Below are 14,742 nucleotides of genomic sequence, written 5' to 3' on the forward strand. Positions count from 1 at the left end.
CCCGCCTCTCTGAATTGCCGGGAGGTGATAAGCGGTTTACGTCCCTACTCGATGGCGCCGGCGCTGAAGGCAAAGCGCCTGATTTAACCTTCGATCAGAAACAGACGGACGCAGCAATGGCTTACGCACTTAACAGTGCTCCAGCCTCGGCCGGGAAACAGCTCAGTAAAGGCGAAGTAAAAAGCGCCTCCGGCCGCCAATATATCGGCCTGATGACGCAGTACGAAGCAGTGAACACAGCGGCACGCGAACCCATGTTGGCCATGGTGGCCTCCAGTCAACCCAGTGAGGCAACACGCGATGTACTGAAAGAAGTGATGCAGATCCCATCAGCTGCCGCCTACTTCAACCAGACAGCATCTGATGAAGCCCGGCGTACCGGGATGATGTCGGAGCGGGAATTTGAGCAGTTCGACGTCGGTCGGCGCTATGCCAACACCGACTATCAAACCGACCTGCAGGCGATGGACGGCGACAACCTGGCGCGTGAATCTATCCGTGTGCAAGCGCAACAAAACTGGTTGCTGTTGGGGATAAAGCAGCAGTTGCAAAAAGGCAACGTCCTGCAAGGCCAACAACTGGGCCTAAATGCCAACGAGGTTTATCGTCCACAACTGCAGGCCAAGCTGCACGAACTCAGCGCCGGAGGGGCTCGTAATGACTGACCAATCCCCGAAATCTAAAACGTCTTGGAAGCGCGCCAGCAAGGGACTGTATTTCACTGCAAATCTGTTCCTACCGTTATCGGAACTACGTTACGCAGCGACAAAAATTGGCCCTTCACTCGCCAACAACTTGAAGCGCAGTCTGATGCTTGCTTACGGCTACCGGATTGAACATCAACAAACACTCCCCACGCTACAGTTTGAGGAAGCAGTGATCGCAAGCGGCGAGTCTGTGAGCACCTTGATAGACAGATTCCGGCGGCGCAAGCATCTGTGTCTCGTTTTGGGGGCAGTACCAATACTGATCGCTCTGTCGATCATTCTGCTGGTTCTGGCCGGCGAGGTATTTACCCCAACTCTGCTGATCCGGACCGCAACACTGTGTTTGACACTGTTCGCTATGGCAGCGATACCATTACTACAAGCGTTTATTTCCACCTGGCGGCTATGGCAATTACGCAATCAACGCCTTTCCCAGGAGGAGGCCGGTAGCCTGCTCGACTTTCTTCGGGAAAACACCTGGTGGAAAGTTCTTCTACGGTACGAACGCCCAACTCAATAACTCCCTCTTGCCTGTTTACGTCAGGCACTCCGACTGGTGAAATCTTATGAATGCCTTTCGAAAACTCGCCACAGGCCTGTTGTTGGGCCTGTTCTGCCTTTGCGCGCACGCGGATTCCGCAGTCAGCTTCAGCACGATCGAGCAGGCAGCTAAACGCACCGATGATCTGTCTCGTCAGGCATTGGTTATGATATTTGGTGACGTTGTCACCAATCCGTTATCTACCGAAACCAGCATGGTCGGTGAACTTTTCTTCGTTTTTAACGGCATCGTCATGGCGATCGCCGTGGTGTGGTTCTTGGTGGCCACCCTCACGCACCTGGTCAAGGCCGGACAGCGCGGCAAAGTATTCAGCCAAGGGAGCTCAATGGTCGGTCCCGTCAGCACAGCAGCTGGGTTCATGACCTTGGTGCCAACTGTGTCAGGCTGGTCTATCGCTCAACTGATATTTTTGTGGGCGGCATCCGTTATGGGCATTGGCAGCGCGAACGTGGTCACCGACCGCACGGTCGATCTGCTCAAGGACGGCTACAGCCTGGTCGTACAACCCGTGGCACCGCAAACGGTCAGTGCCGCGAGAGCCATCTATGAAATGAACCTGTGCATGTACAGTATCAACACCGAACTGCGTGACATGTATCAGCAATACGGCCAGGCCGGCACACCACTAATGGGCATCAAGGCCCTGAGCGATGGTTTTGAGATCGGCAACGGGAGTGCATTGTGCGGCGCAGCTCGGCTGCCGGAAAGCCTCGCCGACAAAACCACAGGTTGGTTGTTCCCTGCCCCTGTAAACACAGAAAGCATTATCAGCGCACAACGGAGCGCCATGAATGAAATGCAAAATAACCTGTCGACAGCCGCCGCTCAGTTTGTAACGGCATTAGTCAACAAGCAGAACAGTGGGGCTGGCGCGCTTCCGGACGCCGAAACTGACATCCAAAGGGCCGCACAGGCCTACGAAAATCGCATCGATCAAACCCTAAACGCTCAAGGCCAAACCAGCGAACTGGCTGAGGTATTGGCCGCTCAGTTGAAGAGAAGCGGGTGGCTTGCCCTCGGATCGTGGTATCAAACATTTGCCACTGCAAATAATAAAATCAACGATGCCGTACAGCTAAAACCCGTGATTACTGGTCGCTCTGGAATTGGTGAAGTTGGCGTAAGCGATCTATTTAATAATGTATTCACCGTATATCGAACCCAAAAGCAAAATACTTCTTTTGTACCTCCACTCGGGACCGAAAGCACTAAAGATACCCAGCAATCCTTAGATGCATCTGAGGCCAGTGCAGTATTTGTCGGTTTCTTGAACTCCCCCATGCAGAAATTAGCGAACGCTATCGCGACATCAGAGTTAGGCAGTGACTTTGGTACTGGAAACCAAATGAACCCAATGCTGAAAATGAAATATGTTGGTGATATCACTTTAGGCGGAGCCGAAGCTGCACTAGGCATATTCACTGGTGCGAAAATTCTTGCTGCAGTTTCCACTGAAGGTTTTTGGGGTCAATTAGCCAGCGCCTTTTCTGGTAATGCTACTCAAGGTATTGCTGCTGGGTTGGATGCCCTTTCCCCAGTTGTTTACTTTATTCTGTTCTTGTTGTTCGGAATTGGTTTTAGCTTGTCAATCTACCTACCATTTATACCATTCATCTATTGGCTAACAGCGGCGGCTAACTGGATAGTCAGTGTATTTGTTGGCGTCACTGGTGGTACATTATGGGCGGCAACTCATATTGGCACAGAAGGAGATAGAGGCCATCGTTCTGCATATGGATATATCTTTCTCATTGACGTTATGATTAGACCAATGTTAATGGTTTTCGGATTTATCTTCGCAAGCATAACGTTGATCGTAATGGGTACACTACTCAACCTCATGCTAGGGCCTGCCATTGCGAACGTTCAAGCAAACTCTATTACCGGAATATTCTCTTTAATTGGCATTCTTACTCTTTATGCCCGCATATGCACTACTACAGTTACCCGTGTATTCGGATTGCAAGTGACCATGCCTGACTACATCATCTCATGGCTCGGCGGTCGTGAAGCTGCAAGCATTCTTGGTGGTATGGTTGAATCAACAAAAAGTATCTTTGCCGGCTTTTCAAATGGACTACAAAGATCTCCTGGTGTAAGATCTAATATGAGAAGTAACAACAATGGAAATGGAGATGGTATAAAATGACGAAATACCAAAATCACTTAAGGACTCTCTTTTTACTTTTTGCATTAACCTCTGGTGTAGGCTGCCTACTCTTTTCAATGGTTCTTTTTTACGTATCAGACGCAAGAAGCAACCCATCGTGGCCTTACATCTTCCTGGTAATTGGCGCAACGTTCATTTATGCATTTTCGAAAGTGCAAGAAAAATCAAAATCAAAAACACGTAACGTAATCGAGGTATTCAAGTGCAATGAGTTTTCTCCAACCGATGAGTATGAACTCAAAACCTTGGATGCAGGTAAATATTTAGGCATTGACGTTAGAAGTGGAACCATGTTGTTGGTGTCAACTACTGAGTCCATTTACCAAGGAAAGACTACACTCGAACTTTCAGGGTATGAGTGCAATGGAAATATGCTAACACTGAAGTTTAATGACGTTTATTTCCCCTACTTCCGTATCAGTGCAGGAACGGAAAGTAAATGCATGAACTTTGGTCGCAAGTTGGATGCTTTACTGTCATCATCTTATCGACCAGAAAAAGACTCAGGCAACACTTTCAACAAGTTCGTGAAACAAAAATCTTTGGCTTATTAACTCATTTTTAATTTTTTAACTCAGTTCATATTATCGAGCGCCTTTCTAGGCGCTCTTTCTTTTCCAACATCCCTATTTGGTGCAACCTCTTGTTTAAACCCAGTCATTTTCCTTATGACTGGGTTTAAACATATTGGAGTAATTCATGAATGCCAAAAGTCACCTGCAGCCCAGAGCCGGTAACGAGCAAGGTCTTATGTTGCTACTCGTTGCCGCTTTGGCAGCATTTCTGCTTTGGATCTATCAACCCCCTGTAATGTACGGATGCTGTTGGCTACTTTACCAACTGTGGTCATTATGCGACTTTCCCCGTGTCCATAACCAGGTCGCAGAAAAGCTCAACCTCCTTGCCTGGGCAGGCAGTCAAGTTAATCAACTGTCATGGGGTCAGTTTATCGACGTTATGAATCATACTGCGGGGATCTTATTGGCGCCGATGGTCCTGATTGTTATGGGTGGGCTGCTCATGGTGCGCAACCATCCGCGGAACCAGACCCGGCGCCATATTGATGTCTATACCCTACCCCATATCATGGCGCGCTTTTCTCCAAGCATAATACCGGCACTCTGCTATGGCGATAAAAAGACACAGTTGCTGAACGTTGACCCGCCTGAACATCGCAGCGCCCAGTGGCCGGAAGAATTTGCAGTTGAACACAAGCTGATTATTGGTGATCGCCTTGATACCCATAGAACCCAAACTGCGTTCGAATGCCAACTTGGCACTCCGTTAGAAAGCTTTTCAAGTTTTAGCGCCCATGAGCGAGCTCTGGTTGCCATATTTGGCCTAGTCGCATTTCTAAACGATCGTAAAGCCGCTGAAGCTCTGCTCGATAGCCTGAACCGTTCATGCCTTATCAAAAGCAGGCGGGACAAAGGACAAATGGGATATCCCGTACTTCAGCTCGCCAGCAAGGCATTCGAAAAAGTAACGCAGACACCAGCTGCTCAAGATTGGCTTAAACACCATTCAACAACACGTACAGCGCTTTATGCCTTACATAACCTGGATATGCGCCTGCCATGCGCTCGATTCCGTTGGCTCAAAGGTCTCGATCGGCCACTTTGGTACACCCTGGCATCAACGGGACGCCCGAAGGCTTTTATTGAAGGTGCAGGAGTCATTGCTGTCGCTAACTGGGAAACCGTTGTAGCTCAGATGGAGGAACGCCTTCACACATCAATCCCCGTGCCGGAAAACAGGATGGATAAAGCCATTAAAGGCCTCGAGGACGAACTCCGCAGCGTCGGGTTGATCATCGATAATCGCACAACGAATACCTCTGTCCTCAGTGAACCAGTCTTCGATGAGGATGAAGATGAAGATGCTCCAATCGTGATATTGCAGCCTCTAATGGACACTACGGAGAAGACTACCAGCGAAACAGCACCGCTGCAGACGAAAGCCACCATCCCTGGAGCGAATACCTCCCCCCAAAAACCTGGCCGCGCCCACTTCATCCCTCGGGCGAGATAAGCCCACACCATAGAGTCAATGACAATGAAATCGAACTATACTGCTTCACTGCAGGGCAGAACCTTGTCCGTATTTAATCACAAACAAGAAAACGACCAGGTGGTCGCCATACTCGATCCCGGCCCGTATCCTCGTTTCTACCTAAAAGATGACGCCATTTGGCACGATAATCGTGATCTTGGCCCAGCGGCAATCCTACAGGGCTCTGGAACGAAGGATGCTGCTGAGATGCTTCACGCGATTAATGTAGCGTTACTACACCGACGCCAAGCATATCGCCGCTGTTGGAAACGATTAGGTTACATGATGAGCGCCATAGCCCTCAGCTTGGCTATAGCAGGCTTCTGGTATTCAAATCAACCGGAGGATATGTCAGCAACACTAACGCAGCAAGTTACGCCAAACACGCTTTCGAACACCGTTGCCGCAACCTCACAGCCTGAATTGAAAGTAACAGCAGATCAGTACCAGGCCGTTGCCAAGGCACTACGTAATGCGGCAAAAACAGGGCAGTACACCATTCCCCTATCCAGTGGGCATCAGCGTACCCTCTACGTTTTTGCCGATCCGTTATGTCACAACTGCCAAATTATTGAGCCGGCCCTGGAAGCGCTCTCCGAAAGATTTAATATTGAGATCTTCCCGGTCACTCTCGTCGGAAAACAGCAAACCGTCGACCAAGTGAGCCCTGTGCTTTGCCAGGCACCGCAATATCGGCGCCAATTATGGAAACAACTTTTCCAGGCCGACGCAGGCATTTCACCTGGTGAGAACACTGTATCAAATAAAATCTGTGATGCCGGTAACCAGGCGATCGCCAAAAACGATCAGGCCTTCGACATCTACAATTTGCCGGGCACCCCCTCACTGATCGCTGATGATGGGCGCTATATCCCGCTGTCATCCCTGAAAAGCGATGAAGCTCTAGATGCATTCCTCAGCCAAACCATCGTCACTCCATAATTGTTCGCCTGGACTCAGCTCCGGGCCCAATCCCCGTTAGATCACCAGGAACACCTATGTCTCAGCCTGTAGAAGTCGATGTCCGTCGAGTTCGACGCCCCCTTGGCCAAACCATCATTCAAGATGCATTACTTTCACCGATAGGCGTTCAGCTTTCTCTCGCCGGCGCCATTGGACTCGCTATACATTCACCTGCTTCATTGCTGCTCACAACGCCGGCGGCGTTACTTCAGTTGATGCTATTCGGCGATCAGCCTTTTCGCATGCCGCTCCGTTTACCTACTGATATAGGTGGCATGGATCTGACTACAGAACGTGAAATGCCAAAATATCGTAACGGCATTGGCGGATTTTTCCGTTATGTGGTGCGAACCCGTAAATACCAGCGCGCGGCCGGTGTGATGTGCCTGGGATTTGCCAGGGGCAAAGCCCTTGCACGCGAGCTGTGGTTGACACTCGATGATGCACTGAGGCACATGTTGCTATTGGCAACAACAGGTTCCGGAAAAACAGAAGCGCTGTTATCTGTCTTCCTCAATGCCATCTGTTGGGGACGGGGGATCTGTTATTCCGATGGTAAGGGGCAGAATACCTTGGCATTTGCCATGTGGTCACTCGCACGCCGTTTTGGGCGTGAGGATGATTTCTACGTCCTCAACTTCATGACAGGCGGTTCCGACAAGCTGCTGCAGCTGCTGCTCAATGACAAAAAGCGACAGCCCTCGAACACCATAAATCTATTCGGTACTGCCAACACAACGTTCATCATTCAGTTGATGGAATCCATGTTGCCGCCTGCCGGCAGCGGCGACCAAGGCTGGCAAGACAAGGCCAAATCAATGCTTGCCGCTTTGGTATATGCCGTTTACTACAAGTGCAAACGCGAAAAGCGGCGGATCTCGCAAAGGGTCATTCAGGAATACTTACCGCTGAGAAAACTGGCGGAGCTTTATCTGGAAGCTAAAAGAGATGGTTGGCATCAGGAGGCTTATAACCCGCTGGAGAACTACTTCAACACTCTGGCAGGCTTTAGAATCGAACTGATCAGCCGCCCCTCTGAGTGGGAACAAGGGGTTTACGACCAGCATGGCTACCTCATTCAGCAATTCAACCGCATGCTGACCATGTTTAACGATCTCTACGGCCATATTTTCTCTACTGACGCCGGCGACGTCGATATTGAGGACGTTCTGCATAACGACCGCATCCTCTGCACCACAATTCCTGCGTTGGAGTTATCTAAAGGCGAAGCTGCCAATATTGGCAAACTCTACATTTCGGCGATACGCATGACCATGGCCAGAGATTTGGGGTTTGAGCTTGAGGGCATGATGAACGATGTGTTGATCGTCAAAAAATACAAAGGAAATTTCCCGTTCCCGATCGCCATGGACGAGCTGGGCGCCTATTTCGGTCCTGGCATGGATAATCTGGCAAGCCAGATGCGCAGTCTGGGCTATATGCTCATCGTATCTGCACAGGACATTCAACGTTTCATCGCCGAGCACAAGGGCGAGTACATGACCGTAAACGCCAACCTACTGACAAAGTGGTTCATGACGTTGCAGGACGAGAAGGATACCTTCGAACTTGCACGGATTACCGGCGGTAAAGGGTACTATTCTGAGCTCGGAGCCGTAGAGCAACAGGGCGGGCTGATCACCCCACACTTCGAGGATGCTGGCAGTAACGTCATTAGGGAAAAGGACCGTCTCGATTTGGGGGATTTGAAAGATATGAACCCTGGCGAAGGTATGATCTCTTTCAAAAGCGCACTGATCCCAAGTAATGCCATCTATATCCAAGATGACGATAAGATGACTTCAGCACTGCCAATGCGTATCAACCGGTTTGTGAACCTAGATATGCCAACAGAGGCTGAACTGTTGGATGCAAACCCCACACTCAAGAAAAAGCTGCCGCCGTCCGCACAAGAAGTCGAAACCATCCTTACACGCCTGGAATCGCCACCATCTCAAACAACCTGCAACGGCCTGATGGACCCTGTATTGCAAAGCGTAGTGGCGCTATCTCTGGATCTTAATCACCGGGCAGACGTCAGTTATACGCCAGCACAACGCGGTATTTTACTGTTTGAAGCCGCCAGGGTGGCATTGAAGCTGCACAAGCGACGTTGGAAACAACAACCTACGGCGCCAAAACCAATAAGAGTGTCAAAGGACATAGCGAAGGCTCTCGCTACGTCCGAACACCATCGAGAGGAGCGATATGGGTAAATGCCAAACGGCTGCCGCAATAGCTGCGCCTTGTTGCAGCAAAACGCCGAGGAGTAAAATTCCGCATTGTGGTAGAAGCCAAGGCTAACGCAAAATATATCGTTGCCACTTGCCTTACCAACAAAGGTATCTTTGTACGTAGCAATGGCCAATACGTCATCATGCACAATAAGCTGATGTTGAACGTTGATAATACTGTGCAGCTGGGAAGCTATAACTATTCAGCTGCCGCCGTAAAAATGCTGAGTACGTCTTGGTCATTCACAATCAACCTAATCTGGTTGCCATATACCAGAAAGAATTCGAACGGCTTTGGCGTGAAAGCCAACCGTAACCCCCAGGATATTGAGGCACAAAAATGAGTGAAGACACCATGGACTATCAACGCGGGTACATTGAGATGGTTCGACTATGCGCCACCCTGTTGATAGTCCTGGCAGAGAAAAAATTAAAGAATACGGAAGATCAAAAATCACAAACTCACATCGAAACGTTGCATGACGAAGCTGCCAGGCTACTCAACCATTTTCCAGCTCCCGATGTACTTACTGAAGAAAAGCATGACAATGTTTTTCACCGTCTTATTGATATGTTCACAGAGCTGGAAGGGAACGATGACGAGGGTTGGCAAGCCTATCAACCCATGCTGAAGACGTTATACTCACGCCTCCATTAATGAAAAGCCGACTCAGGTTATCAGGCCTGCAGTCGGCTTTTTTTTTCAAAAAATTAGTGTGGACGAGGACCATTTGGCCGCTGGATATAACCATCCAGTTCACGCTGCTCGTTAACACTAGAATCAGTTGCTCCGTGAGAATTTTCGGTTGGCAATGATCCATACCCTGCAAGCGTTCTTTGACTGGTTTCTGTTAATGGCAGGGAGGTTCCTGACTCTTCATTAAACCAAGAGACAAGTTCGCAAGATTGTTGGACATATTGACGATCGCCCTCCAGTACCATCTCCTCACCCGATTTACTCTGCGCTATCACCAGCCCGGTAATAATGTGCTGCCCATCCATAACCTGTGAATCGGCAACCTCAATGCGCTCACCACGATCCTGCAATTGAACAACCCCATTCTGAACATACTGAACAACACCGTCTCGCATGATTCGGGTCTGGTAACCGTCTATGGCTAATGGTTTGCTGTCATCCGATACCGCGAAACGGATCCCGTTCAAAGAAACGCTAGGAGTCAGGGATGAGCGTTTCAATCTATAGGACCATCCACGCAACTGAGCAATTGCGGCCTGATCGTGCATCAACGCCTGTTGTTCAACCCAACCTCTATATGACAGACGTCGGTTTTCCGGAGCAGCTTTGAACGCCTGTCGTTCTTCCTTGATGGCCAATCGCAATGCGGCCATAGCCTTCATCCGCTCAACTTCAATAATGTGATAAGTCAGTTTTCTCAAAAGCGGATCGCGTAATTCAACGCGTGCTTTAGCCTTACGCCAGGCAAAACGTTTGGACATGTTTTTATACCTGGCTTTGATTTCATCAGCATCCAATTTTGGACGAACCCATGCCGATTTGTACGCCTGATAACGGGCTTTAAGATCTGCTCTTGCTTCAGCCCTGGCCTGGCGACGTTCAACCCGAGCCATCAGATCGCGTGCGTGGAAACGCGGGTCATATACGTATTCTGGATGCTTAGGAGATGCCACAGCGTCAACATCAAGCGCGGAAGTGAACTCCCCCAAATACGGTTCCATGCAGGAACGTGTAAGATCAGGATGCAAGCCGCTTGCCTTAATAGGAGGCAAGCTCGAATCCTGAATCGAGTAGATGGCTAACCCTTCCCCCTTTTGTTTCAATACAAGGCCTGCACGATTCAATTCATTATGGAGGTTCTGCCAGGATAGGCGTTCAGGATCTGCCATGATGTCGCCAATCGCTTGACGGCATTCACCTACAGCATAACTAAAGAGGCTTTCTGAGTCGGCATAATACTCCAGCTGCCGAGCCTTACGTGGGATAGATTTGAATTCATTTTGGCTACGAACAACCTGCTGATGTTCATTTACTTTCCATGCACCATTATCAGGTGTAAACCCATGCTTCAACTCAAGATGACGACAGGCTTTGTGAAGTGTGTCGACATCTTTATACATGTTAGCCGCACGATAGGACTCGGGATGGATACGATTAACCGCGATATGGCAATGGACGTTATCGGTGTCTCGATGGACAGCAAACACGTACTGATGATCAGCCATTCCCAGCTGATTAATGCAATAACGCGCACTCTCGAAAATTTGCTGATCGGTCGGAGTGTCCTCTTCACGCCACGAAAGAATACAGTGATAAACCGGGTCGACGCAGCGAGTGTTCTGCATAGCCACGGCGTTCATCTCCGCCGATGCAGTTTCCAGACTGAAGCAGTTCGTTTCACACACCACTTCGCCTGATTTAACCTGCTGCGTACCGTCTGCAAACATAGCCAAAAGGGTCTGCTGATCCCCCCCAGCATTACGATCAAGATACCCTACCAGGCGGTCAAAGATTGCAGCCTTTGAACGCGATGGACGAACATAGGGATTCTCAGGAGAGATAGGCAAATCAGGCTTATCCTCATCGCGCAGAGTCAGATAACTGACCAACTGAATGAAGCTGGAGCGGCCATCTCTTCGCTTCTCAGGAACGATAGGAATCATGCCTTATCACCTTCATTGGTCATGCCCATATCGATTGCGATGATGGCTTTTTTTATCGCAACAAGCACATCCGAATACTGCTTGCTGAAAGCATCACTTACATTTCCCTTCCCCTCGTTGAAGAGGTGTTTTTGAAGGCCACCTAAACGGCGTAGTTCATTGATGAGCTCAACGTCACAACGAGCATCGATTCGGCGACCGAGGCCACACTTAAGCATGTACGCCCCGATACTTAAACCGGCCGCGGTCGCCTTTTCCTGGATCACTGACTTTTCCTCTGGGAAGCAACGAATGCTGGGCAGCAGGGCTGTTCTGTTCCGGCGCTCGCTTTTACTCATGGTGATGTTATCCCTATCAGTCTCGTCAGTTTACAGTCTCGTGGGGTGTCGGGGCTCTGCCCTGACCAGGACGTTTTGTAGAGCCGACTGCGTGCAGGCGGTGCTACAAAACATATCCTGTCCCGTGTTTGAGACCGGACTAGCGTATTATGGCCTACTTTGCCTGGATTGTCATTACACCATGGGAGAACAAATTTGCCTGTTGTGTCATGATGACGCTGACGTATATCATTGATACACAATGTTGATTGATGACTAACACAGGAAAGAGAAATGGCGGCTAAGAACCAATACAGTCAAGAACAAGTTGAGTTGGCAAAAGTAGCTCTAACAGAGTTGCCGGACTTGAGCAAAGAGAGATTAAGTTCCAAGGAAGTTTTGGATGAACTTAAGGGACAGATCATATCGCTAGCAACGCAAAAAGGTTACACAGCAAAAGATATCAAATCTGCACTTGAAAGCTGTGAAATCGTTGTCAGTGAGAGAGCCATAAATGAAATTATAAAAAACACAAGCACAATCAAATCAGGAAAGAAGAGAAATAGTCATATCAAAGATAAAAACAAAACAGAATCATCACAGGTATGAATTTATTTTTTAATGCACAATGACGACAGGTTATCCGGTATCGGTTCGATGCCGATACCGGATAAAACGGGTCACCAGTAGTCAGATTTATGCAACTTAACTCCTTCTATAATATCAGCATCACAATCGAACTGTATCATTTCTATTTCATACTTTTTTATAAGAGTAAAAATCAATTTTCTGAAATCTTTAGATAATCCGAATCGTTTTGCATGCAAAACAAAATGATGTCTTTTCCATAAATCAATAACAAACCCGTAGTCATAACCAAAAACCCAGTTTTCACTTTTTGCTTTACTTAAAAGCAAGTTATCTTCATAAGTCAAGTGTTCTGTACTGCAAACAAGGCATCGTTTAAATTCAATTTGTCTTTTCATATTTTTAATTTCTGGCGGCATTTAAACCGCCAGAACCCTATCATTACGACTTCAGGTTTTTCATGGTTTCTGCCATTTTCCACAACGCATTATTGAGCTTTACATCGCCAGTTATGCTATTGACTGCACGAGTTCTGTTTCGCTTTCCGTTGGCGCTGATTCCAGGTATTTCACCTTTTATTATGTTTTCTTGCACCCTTTGAAACGTTGTCCACAAATCATCTTTCTTATCCTGCCAGCGTCGTGGACTCAGCACCTGTTCTGCTGTTATTGGTTGATGCTCTCCAAAATATTTGTACCCTAATGCGGCATCAGCAAACACATGTTGCTCGTCCTTATCAAGAATAACCGCCTTCATTTCATCACGAGAATCCGTTACTTTTTCAAAAAAACTTAGCACTTCATAAGCACCATCAATCACTCTTCCAACAACATCCCCTTTGTGTGGAACACGGACTTCCCCGAACGTGTCGCCGCACACTAAACCGTTGTTACAAACAAATCTAAATATGCCCGGAATCATTTGATAGCTGCTACTCCCATCGTGACTATTAAGTAAAATAATCTCAGGAACCTCATCATTTTGACCGAAACCATTTCTACGAAGCCTTAGCATGTGCCGCGTGTGACCACGTTTATCATCATCGCGAACTTTTGTTTGGCAAGCATAAAATGGATGGAAACCTTCTTCGCGGAGTCTATCCAACAAATTAATCGTTGGTATGTAGGTATAACGCTCACTACGTGATGCATGTTTTTCTTCAGAGAAAACACTTGGTACGTGACGGAATAACTCATCATTTGTCAATGGTCGAGTTTGGCGGATCACATTTGCCTGGCGAAATCCGCTATACAGTCGCTTCATATTCATCCCCTTCAGTCTGTTTTCGGTGTTGCCATTTATTCCGGTTTTGCCGGAGCGGCGCGTCTTGTGCTGTGACGCAATGACCGTGACGGGGTATAAACCTACAACGCATGGGCGACACCGCAGGCCGCATGCGCAAGCGAACGAAACTGCGTTGAGTGAGTGCGAACGGGCGAGGATGGACGGCGGTAGCGAACCCTTGCGATGTAGGTGCCCCGGCACAAGGTCTGTCACAGCAAAAGACATGCCGCTAAGCACCGCAGAGGAAATGGAAACACCAAAACGTAACATCAGGCGGAGCCTGATAGCCTTACAGTTTTCATCTTGATGGAAACTGCAAAAGCGGCGCGGGCTCAGCCCGCTGCAAGCGCTTTGTTCGCCTGTCAGCGGCTCGACGCCGCAGACAGGCGACAGCCGAAATAAAAAGCCACCCAATTGGGTGGCTCAGTTCATATCATGAGTCAACACGCATAGCCCCGTTTTAGTTCTAAGTAGCGGAGCAACTGTGCCCACTCAAAACCTTTAAGAGCTGGAATAATTACCGGTTTATTTTCTTGCCATCGTTCCCAAATTTTACGACCGATCGCCGCGATATAGTCATCAATAATCATTGTCGATTTCCTTCTTATCGAGGATCCCCCGGTGTTGCTAACACCGAGGGAAACTATTCAGGCTGCTACGGCCGCAGACTCGGCATCTATAAATGTACGCACACGCTGCATGATCTCAGCATGTGGTAACGAAACATGATCGCGCATCGCAAAATAGCTATTGCCAAGCTGGGCGAAAATATCGGTAATATTCCCGCAATACATTTCCATCATCTTGAAAGATTCTTGGCCATCAAAATACTTCCAATCGAGCGGCGGCAACATCTCAAACTTGTCCATGTACTCATCTTTGCTGATACGACGGACAGGCAGACTTGCGGCCTCATACATCCCGCGCTTCGCTTCTTCATACGACACCAGAACACATGCAGGATTACGCTGCTGTAGCTGTTCAAGCGTTTTGCCTGACGACGTGACAAAGCGATCTTCCAGCCAGATTGCGACATCCAGTGGCCACGTTGTTCCCGGAATATAAAAAACCATTTGTTGTTGCTGCTGTTGCTCGATCGTTGACATAACCACTCCCGTTAGTCAGTAACTCAGAAGCCGCAACGGCTTCTTTCTGGTGTATTCCCCTTTTGGCTTTCGCCGGCGCGGGGAGCCTGGCGCCGTGACAACAAGACCGAGACGGGGTA

General features: G+C 48.6%; 16 protein-coding genes. 10 read left to right on the forward strand and 6 right to left on the reverse strand.

What is annotated here, in order from left to right; translation table 11 throughout:
• The 9 genes from traW to QOL81_RS25485 form a co-directional block, all read left to right on the forward strand.
• A partial coding sequence (gene traW / locus QOL81_RS25445; RefSeq protein WP_283440151.1) for a conjugal transfer protein TraW occupies window positions 1–665 on the forward strand: 665 nt, incomplete at its 5' end.
• On the forward strand, window positions 658–1,227 hold the full coding sequence (gene traX / locus QOL81_RS25450; RefSeq protein ID WP_141173987.1) for a conjugal transfer protein TraX: 570 nt from the start codon (window positions 658–660) through the stop codon (window positions 1,225–1,227). The genes traW and traX, both read left to right, overlap by 8 nt.
• Window positions 1,228–1,273: 46 nt before the next feature.
• Window positions 1,274–3,418, forward strand: a complete 2,145-nt coding sequence (locus tag QOL81_RS25455; protein ID WP_283440152.1) for a DotA/TraY family protein — start codon at window positions 1,274–1,276, stop codon at window positions 3,416–3,418.
• Window positions 3,415–3,993: a hypothetical protein gene (locus QOL81_RS25460; protein ID WP_128884972.1), complete on the forward strand. Its 579-nt coding sequence runs from the start codon at window positions 3,415–3,417 to the stop codon at window positions 3,991–3,993. The genes QOL81_RS25455 and QOL81_RS25460 overlap by 4 nt, the downstream gene beginning before the upstream one ends.
• 145 nt (window positions 3,994–4,138) lie before the next feature.
• Complete coding sequence (locus QOL81_RS25465) at window positions 4,139–5,470, forward strand: secretion/conjugation apparatus DotM-related subunit (RefSeq protein ID WP_283440153.1); 1,332 nt, start codon at window positions 4,139–4,141, stop codon at window positions 5,468–5,470.
• 24 nt (window positions 5,471–5,494) lie between these two features.
• Entirely contained in the window at window positions 5,495–6,433 is a 939-nt protein-coding gene (locus QOL81_RS25470) for a thioredoxin domain-containing protein (RefSeq protein ID WP_197860205.1), read from the forward strand.
• A 56-nt stretch (window positions 6,434–6,489) separates the two neighbouring features.
• Window positions 6,490–8,670, forward strand: coding sequence for an F-type conjugative transfer protein TrbC (gene trbC, locus QOL81_RS25475; RefSeq protein ID WP_238476109.1), 2,181 nt, complete (start codon window positions 6,490–6,492; stop codon window positions 8,668–8,670).
• Window positions 8,671–8,693: 23 nt separating this feature from the next.
• Window positions 8,694–9,032, forward strand: coding sequence for a phospholipase D-like domain-containing protein (locus tag QOL81_RS25480; protein WP_147823513.1), 339 nt, complete (start codon window positions 8,694–8,696; stop codon window positions 9,030–9,032).
• Window positions 9,029–9,346 (forward strand): hypothetical protein, encoded by a 318-nt coding sequence (locus QOL81_RS25485; RefSeq protein WP_128884969.1) that lies wholly within the window; start codon window positions 9,029–9,031, stop codon window positions 9,344–9,346. Before QOL81_RS25480 ends, QOL81_RS25485 begins: the two co-directional genes overlap by 4 nt.
• 53 nt (window positions 9,347–9,399) lie before the next feature.
• Here QOL81_RS25485 and traI read toward each other — a convergent pair whose 3' ends face one another.
• Both traI and mobA read right to left on the reverse strand, forming a co-directional pair.
• Complete coding sequence (gene traI, locus QOL81_RS25490; protein ID WP_283440154.1) at window positions 9,400–11,328, reverse strand: TraI/MobA(P) family conjugative relaxase; 1,929 nt, start codon at window positions 11,326–11,328, stop codon at window positions 9,400–9,402.
• The gene (gene mobA / locus QOL81_RS25495) at window positions 11,325–11,666 is read right to left on the reverse strand and encodes a plasmid mobilization protein MobA (RefSeq protein WP_128884967.1); all 342 of its coding nucleotides are present in this window, start codon (window positions 11,664–11,666) and stop codon (window positions 11,325–11,327) included. Before mobA ends, traI begins: the two co-directional genes overlap by 4 nt.
• A gap of 273 nt (window positions 11,667–11,939) precedes the next feature.
• On the opposite strand from mobA, the gene QOL81_RS25500 reads away from it, so the two are divergent.
• Window positions 11,940–12,254 carry a mobilization protein MobC gene (locus tag QOL81_RS25500; RefSeq protein ID WP_238476108.1) on the forward strand — a complete coding sequence of 105 codons (315 nt, stop codon included), beginning with the start codon at window positions 11,940–11,942 and terminating at the stop codon, window positions 12,252–12,254.
• Between the two features lie 71 nt (window positions 12,255–12,325).
• On the opposite strand, the gene QOL81_RS25505 is transcribed toward QOL81_RS25500, so the two are convergent.
• The 4 genes from QOL81_RS25505 to QOL81_RS25520 form a co-directional block, all read right to left on the reverse strand.
• Window positions 12,326–12,652 carry a DUF5983 family protein gene (locus QOL81_RS25505; RefSeq protein ID WP_283440155.1) on the reverse strand — a complete coding sequence of 109 codons (327 nt, stop codon included), beginning with the start codon at window positions 12,650–12,652 and terminating at the stop codon, window positions 12,326–12,328.
• Between the two features lie 22 nt (window positions 12,653–12,674).
• Complete coding sequence (locus tag QOL81_RS25510) at window positions 12,675–13,496, reverse strand: DUF932 domain-containing protein (protein WP_147823539.1); 822 nt, start codon at window positions 13,494–13,496, stop codon at window positions 12,675–12,677.
• A 461-nt stretch (window positions 13,497–13,957) separates the two neighbouring features.
• A complete protein-coding gene (locus QOL81_RS25515) occupies window positions 13,958–14,107 on the reverse strand; it encodes a hypothetical protein (RefSeq protein WP_283440156.1) in 150 nt (49 codons plus the stop codon).
• 57 nt (window positions 14,108–14,164) lie between these two features.
• A complete protein-coding gene (locus QOL81_RS25520; RefSeq protein WP_283440157.1) occupies window positions 14,165–14,623 on the reverse strand; it encodes a hypothetical protein in 459 nt (152 codons plus the stop codon).
• Window positions 14,624–14,742 lie beyond the last annotated feature (119 nt).

Origin of the sequence: Serratia sp. CC22-02, assembly GCF_900182895.1 — a bacterium.
GTDB classification, from domain to species: domain Bacteria; phylum Pseudomonadota; class Gammaproteobacteria; order Enterobacterales; family Enterobacteriaceae; genus Serratia; species Serratia nevei.

Coding starts and splice junctions, on each gene's coding strand:
- traX (WP_141173987.1), top strand. CDS start 658: ATGACTGACCAATCCCCGAAATCTAAAACGTCTTGGAAGCGCGCCAGC.
- QOL81_RS25455 (WP_283440152.1), top strand. CDS start 1,274: ATGAATGCCTTTCGAAAACTCGCCACAGGCCTGTTGTTGGGCCTGTTC.
- QOL81_RS25460 (WP_128884972.1), top strand. CDS start 3,415: ATGACGAAATACCAAAATCACTTAAGGACTCTCTTTTTACTTTTTGCA.
- QOL81_RS25465 (WP_283440153.1), top strand. CDS start 4,139: ATGAATGCCAAAAGTCACCTGCAGCCCAGAGCCGGTAACGAGCAAGGT.
- QOL81_RS25470 (WP_197860205.1), top strand. CDS start 5,495: ATGAAATCGAACTATACTGCTTCACTGCAGGGCAGAACCTTGTCCGTA.
- trbC (WP_238476109.1), top strand. CDS start 6,490: ATGTCTCAGCCTGTAGAAGTCGATGTCCGTCGAGTTCGACGCCCCCTT.
- QOL81_RS25485 (WP_128884969.1), top strand. CDS start 9,029: ATGAGTGAAGACACCATGGACTATCAACGCGGGTACATTGAGATGGTT.
- traI (WP_283440154.1), bottom strand. CDS start 11,328: ATGATTCCTATCGTTCCTGAGAAGCGAAGAGATGGCCGCTCCAGCTTC.
- mobA (WP_128884967.1), bottom strand. CDS start 11,666: ATGAGTAAAAGCGAGCGCCGGAACAGAACAGCCCTGCTGCCCAGCATT.
- QOL81_RS25500 (WP_238476108.1), top strand. CDS start 11,940: ATGGCGGCTAAGAACCAATACAGTCAAGAACAAGTTGAGTTGGCAAAA.
- QOL81_RS25505 (WP_283440155.1), bottom strand. CDS start 12,652: ATGCCGCCAGAAATTAAAAATATGAAAAGACAAATTGAATTTAAACGA.
- QOL81_RS25510 (WP_147823539.1), bottom strand. CDS start 13,496: ATGAAGCGACTGTATAGCGGATTTCGCCAGGCAAATGTGATCCGCCAA.
- QOL81_RS25515 (WP_283440156.1), bottom strand. CDS start 14,107: ATGATTATTGATGACTATATCGCGGCGATCGGTCGTAAAATTTGGGAA.
- QOL81_RS25520 (WP_283440157.1), bottom strand. CDS start 14,623: ATGTCAACGATCGAGCAACAGCAGCAACAACAAATGGTTTTTTATATT.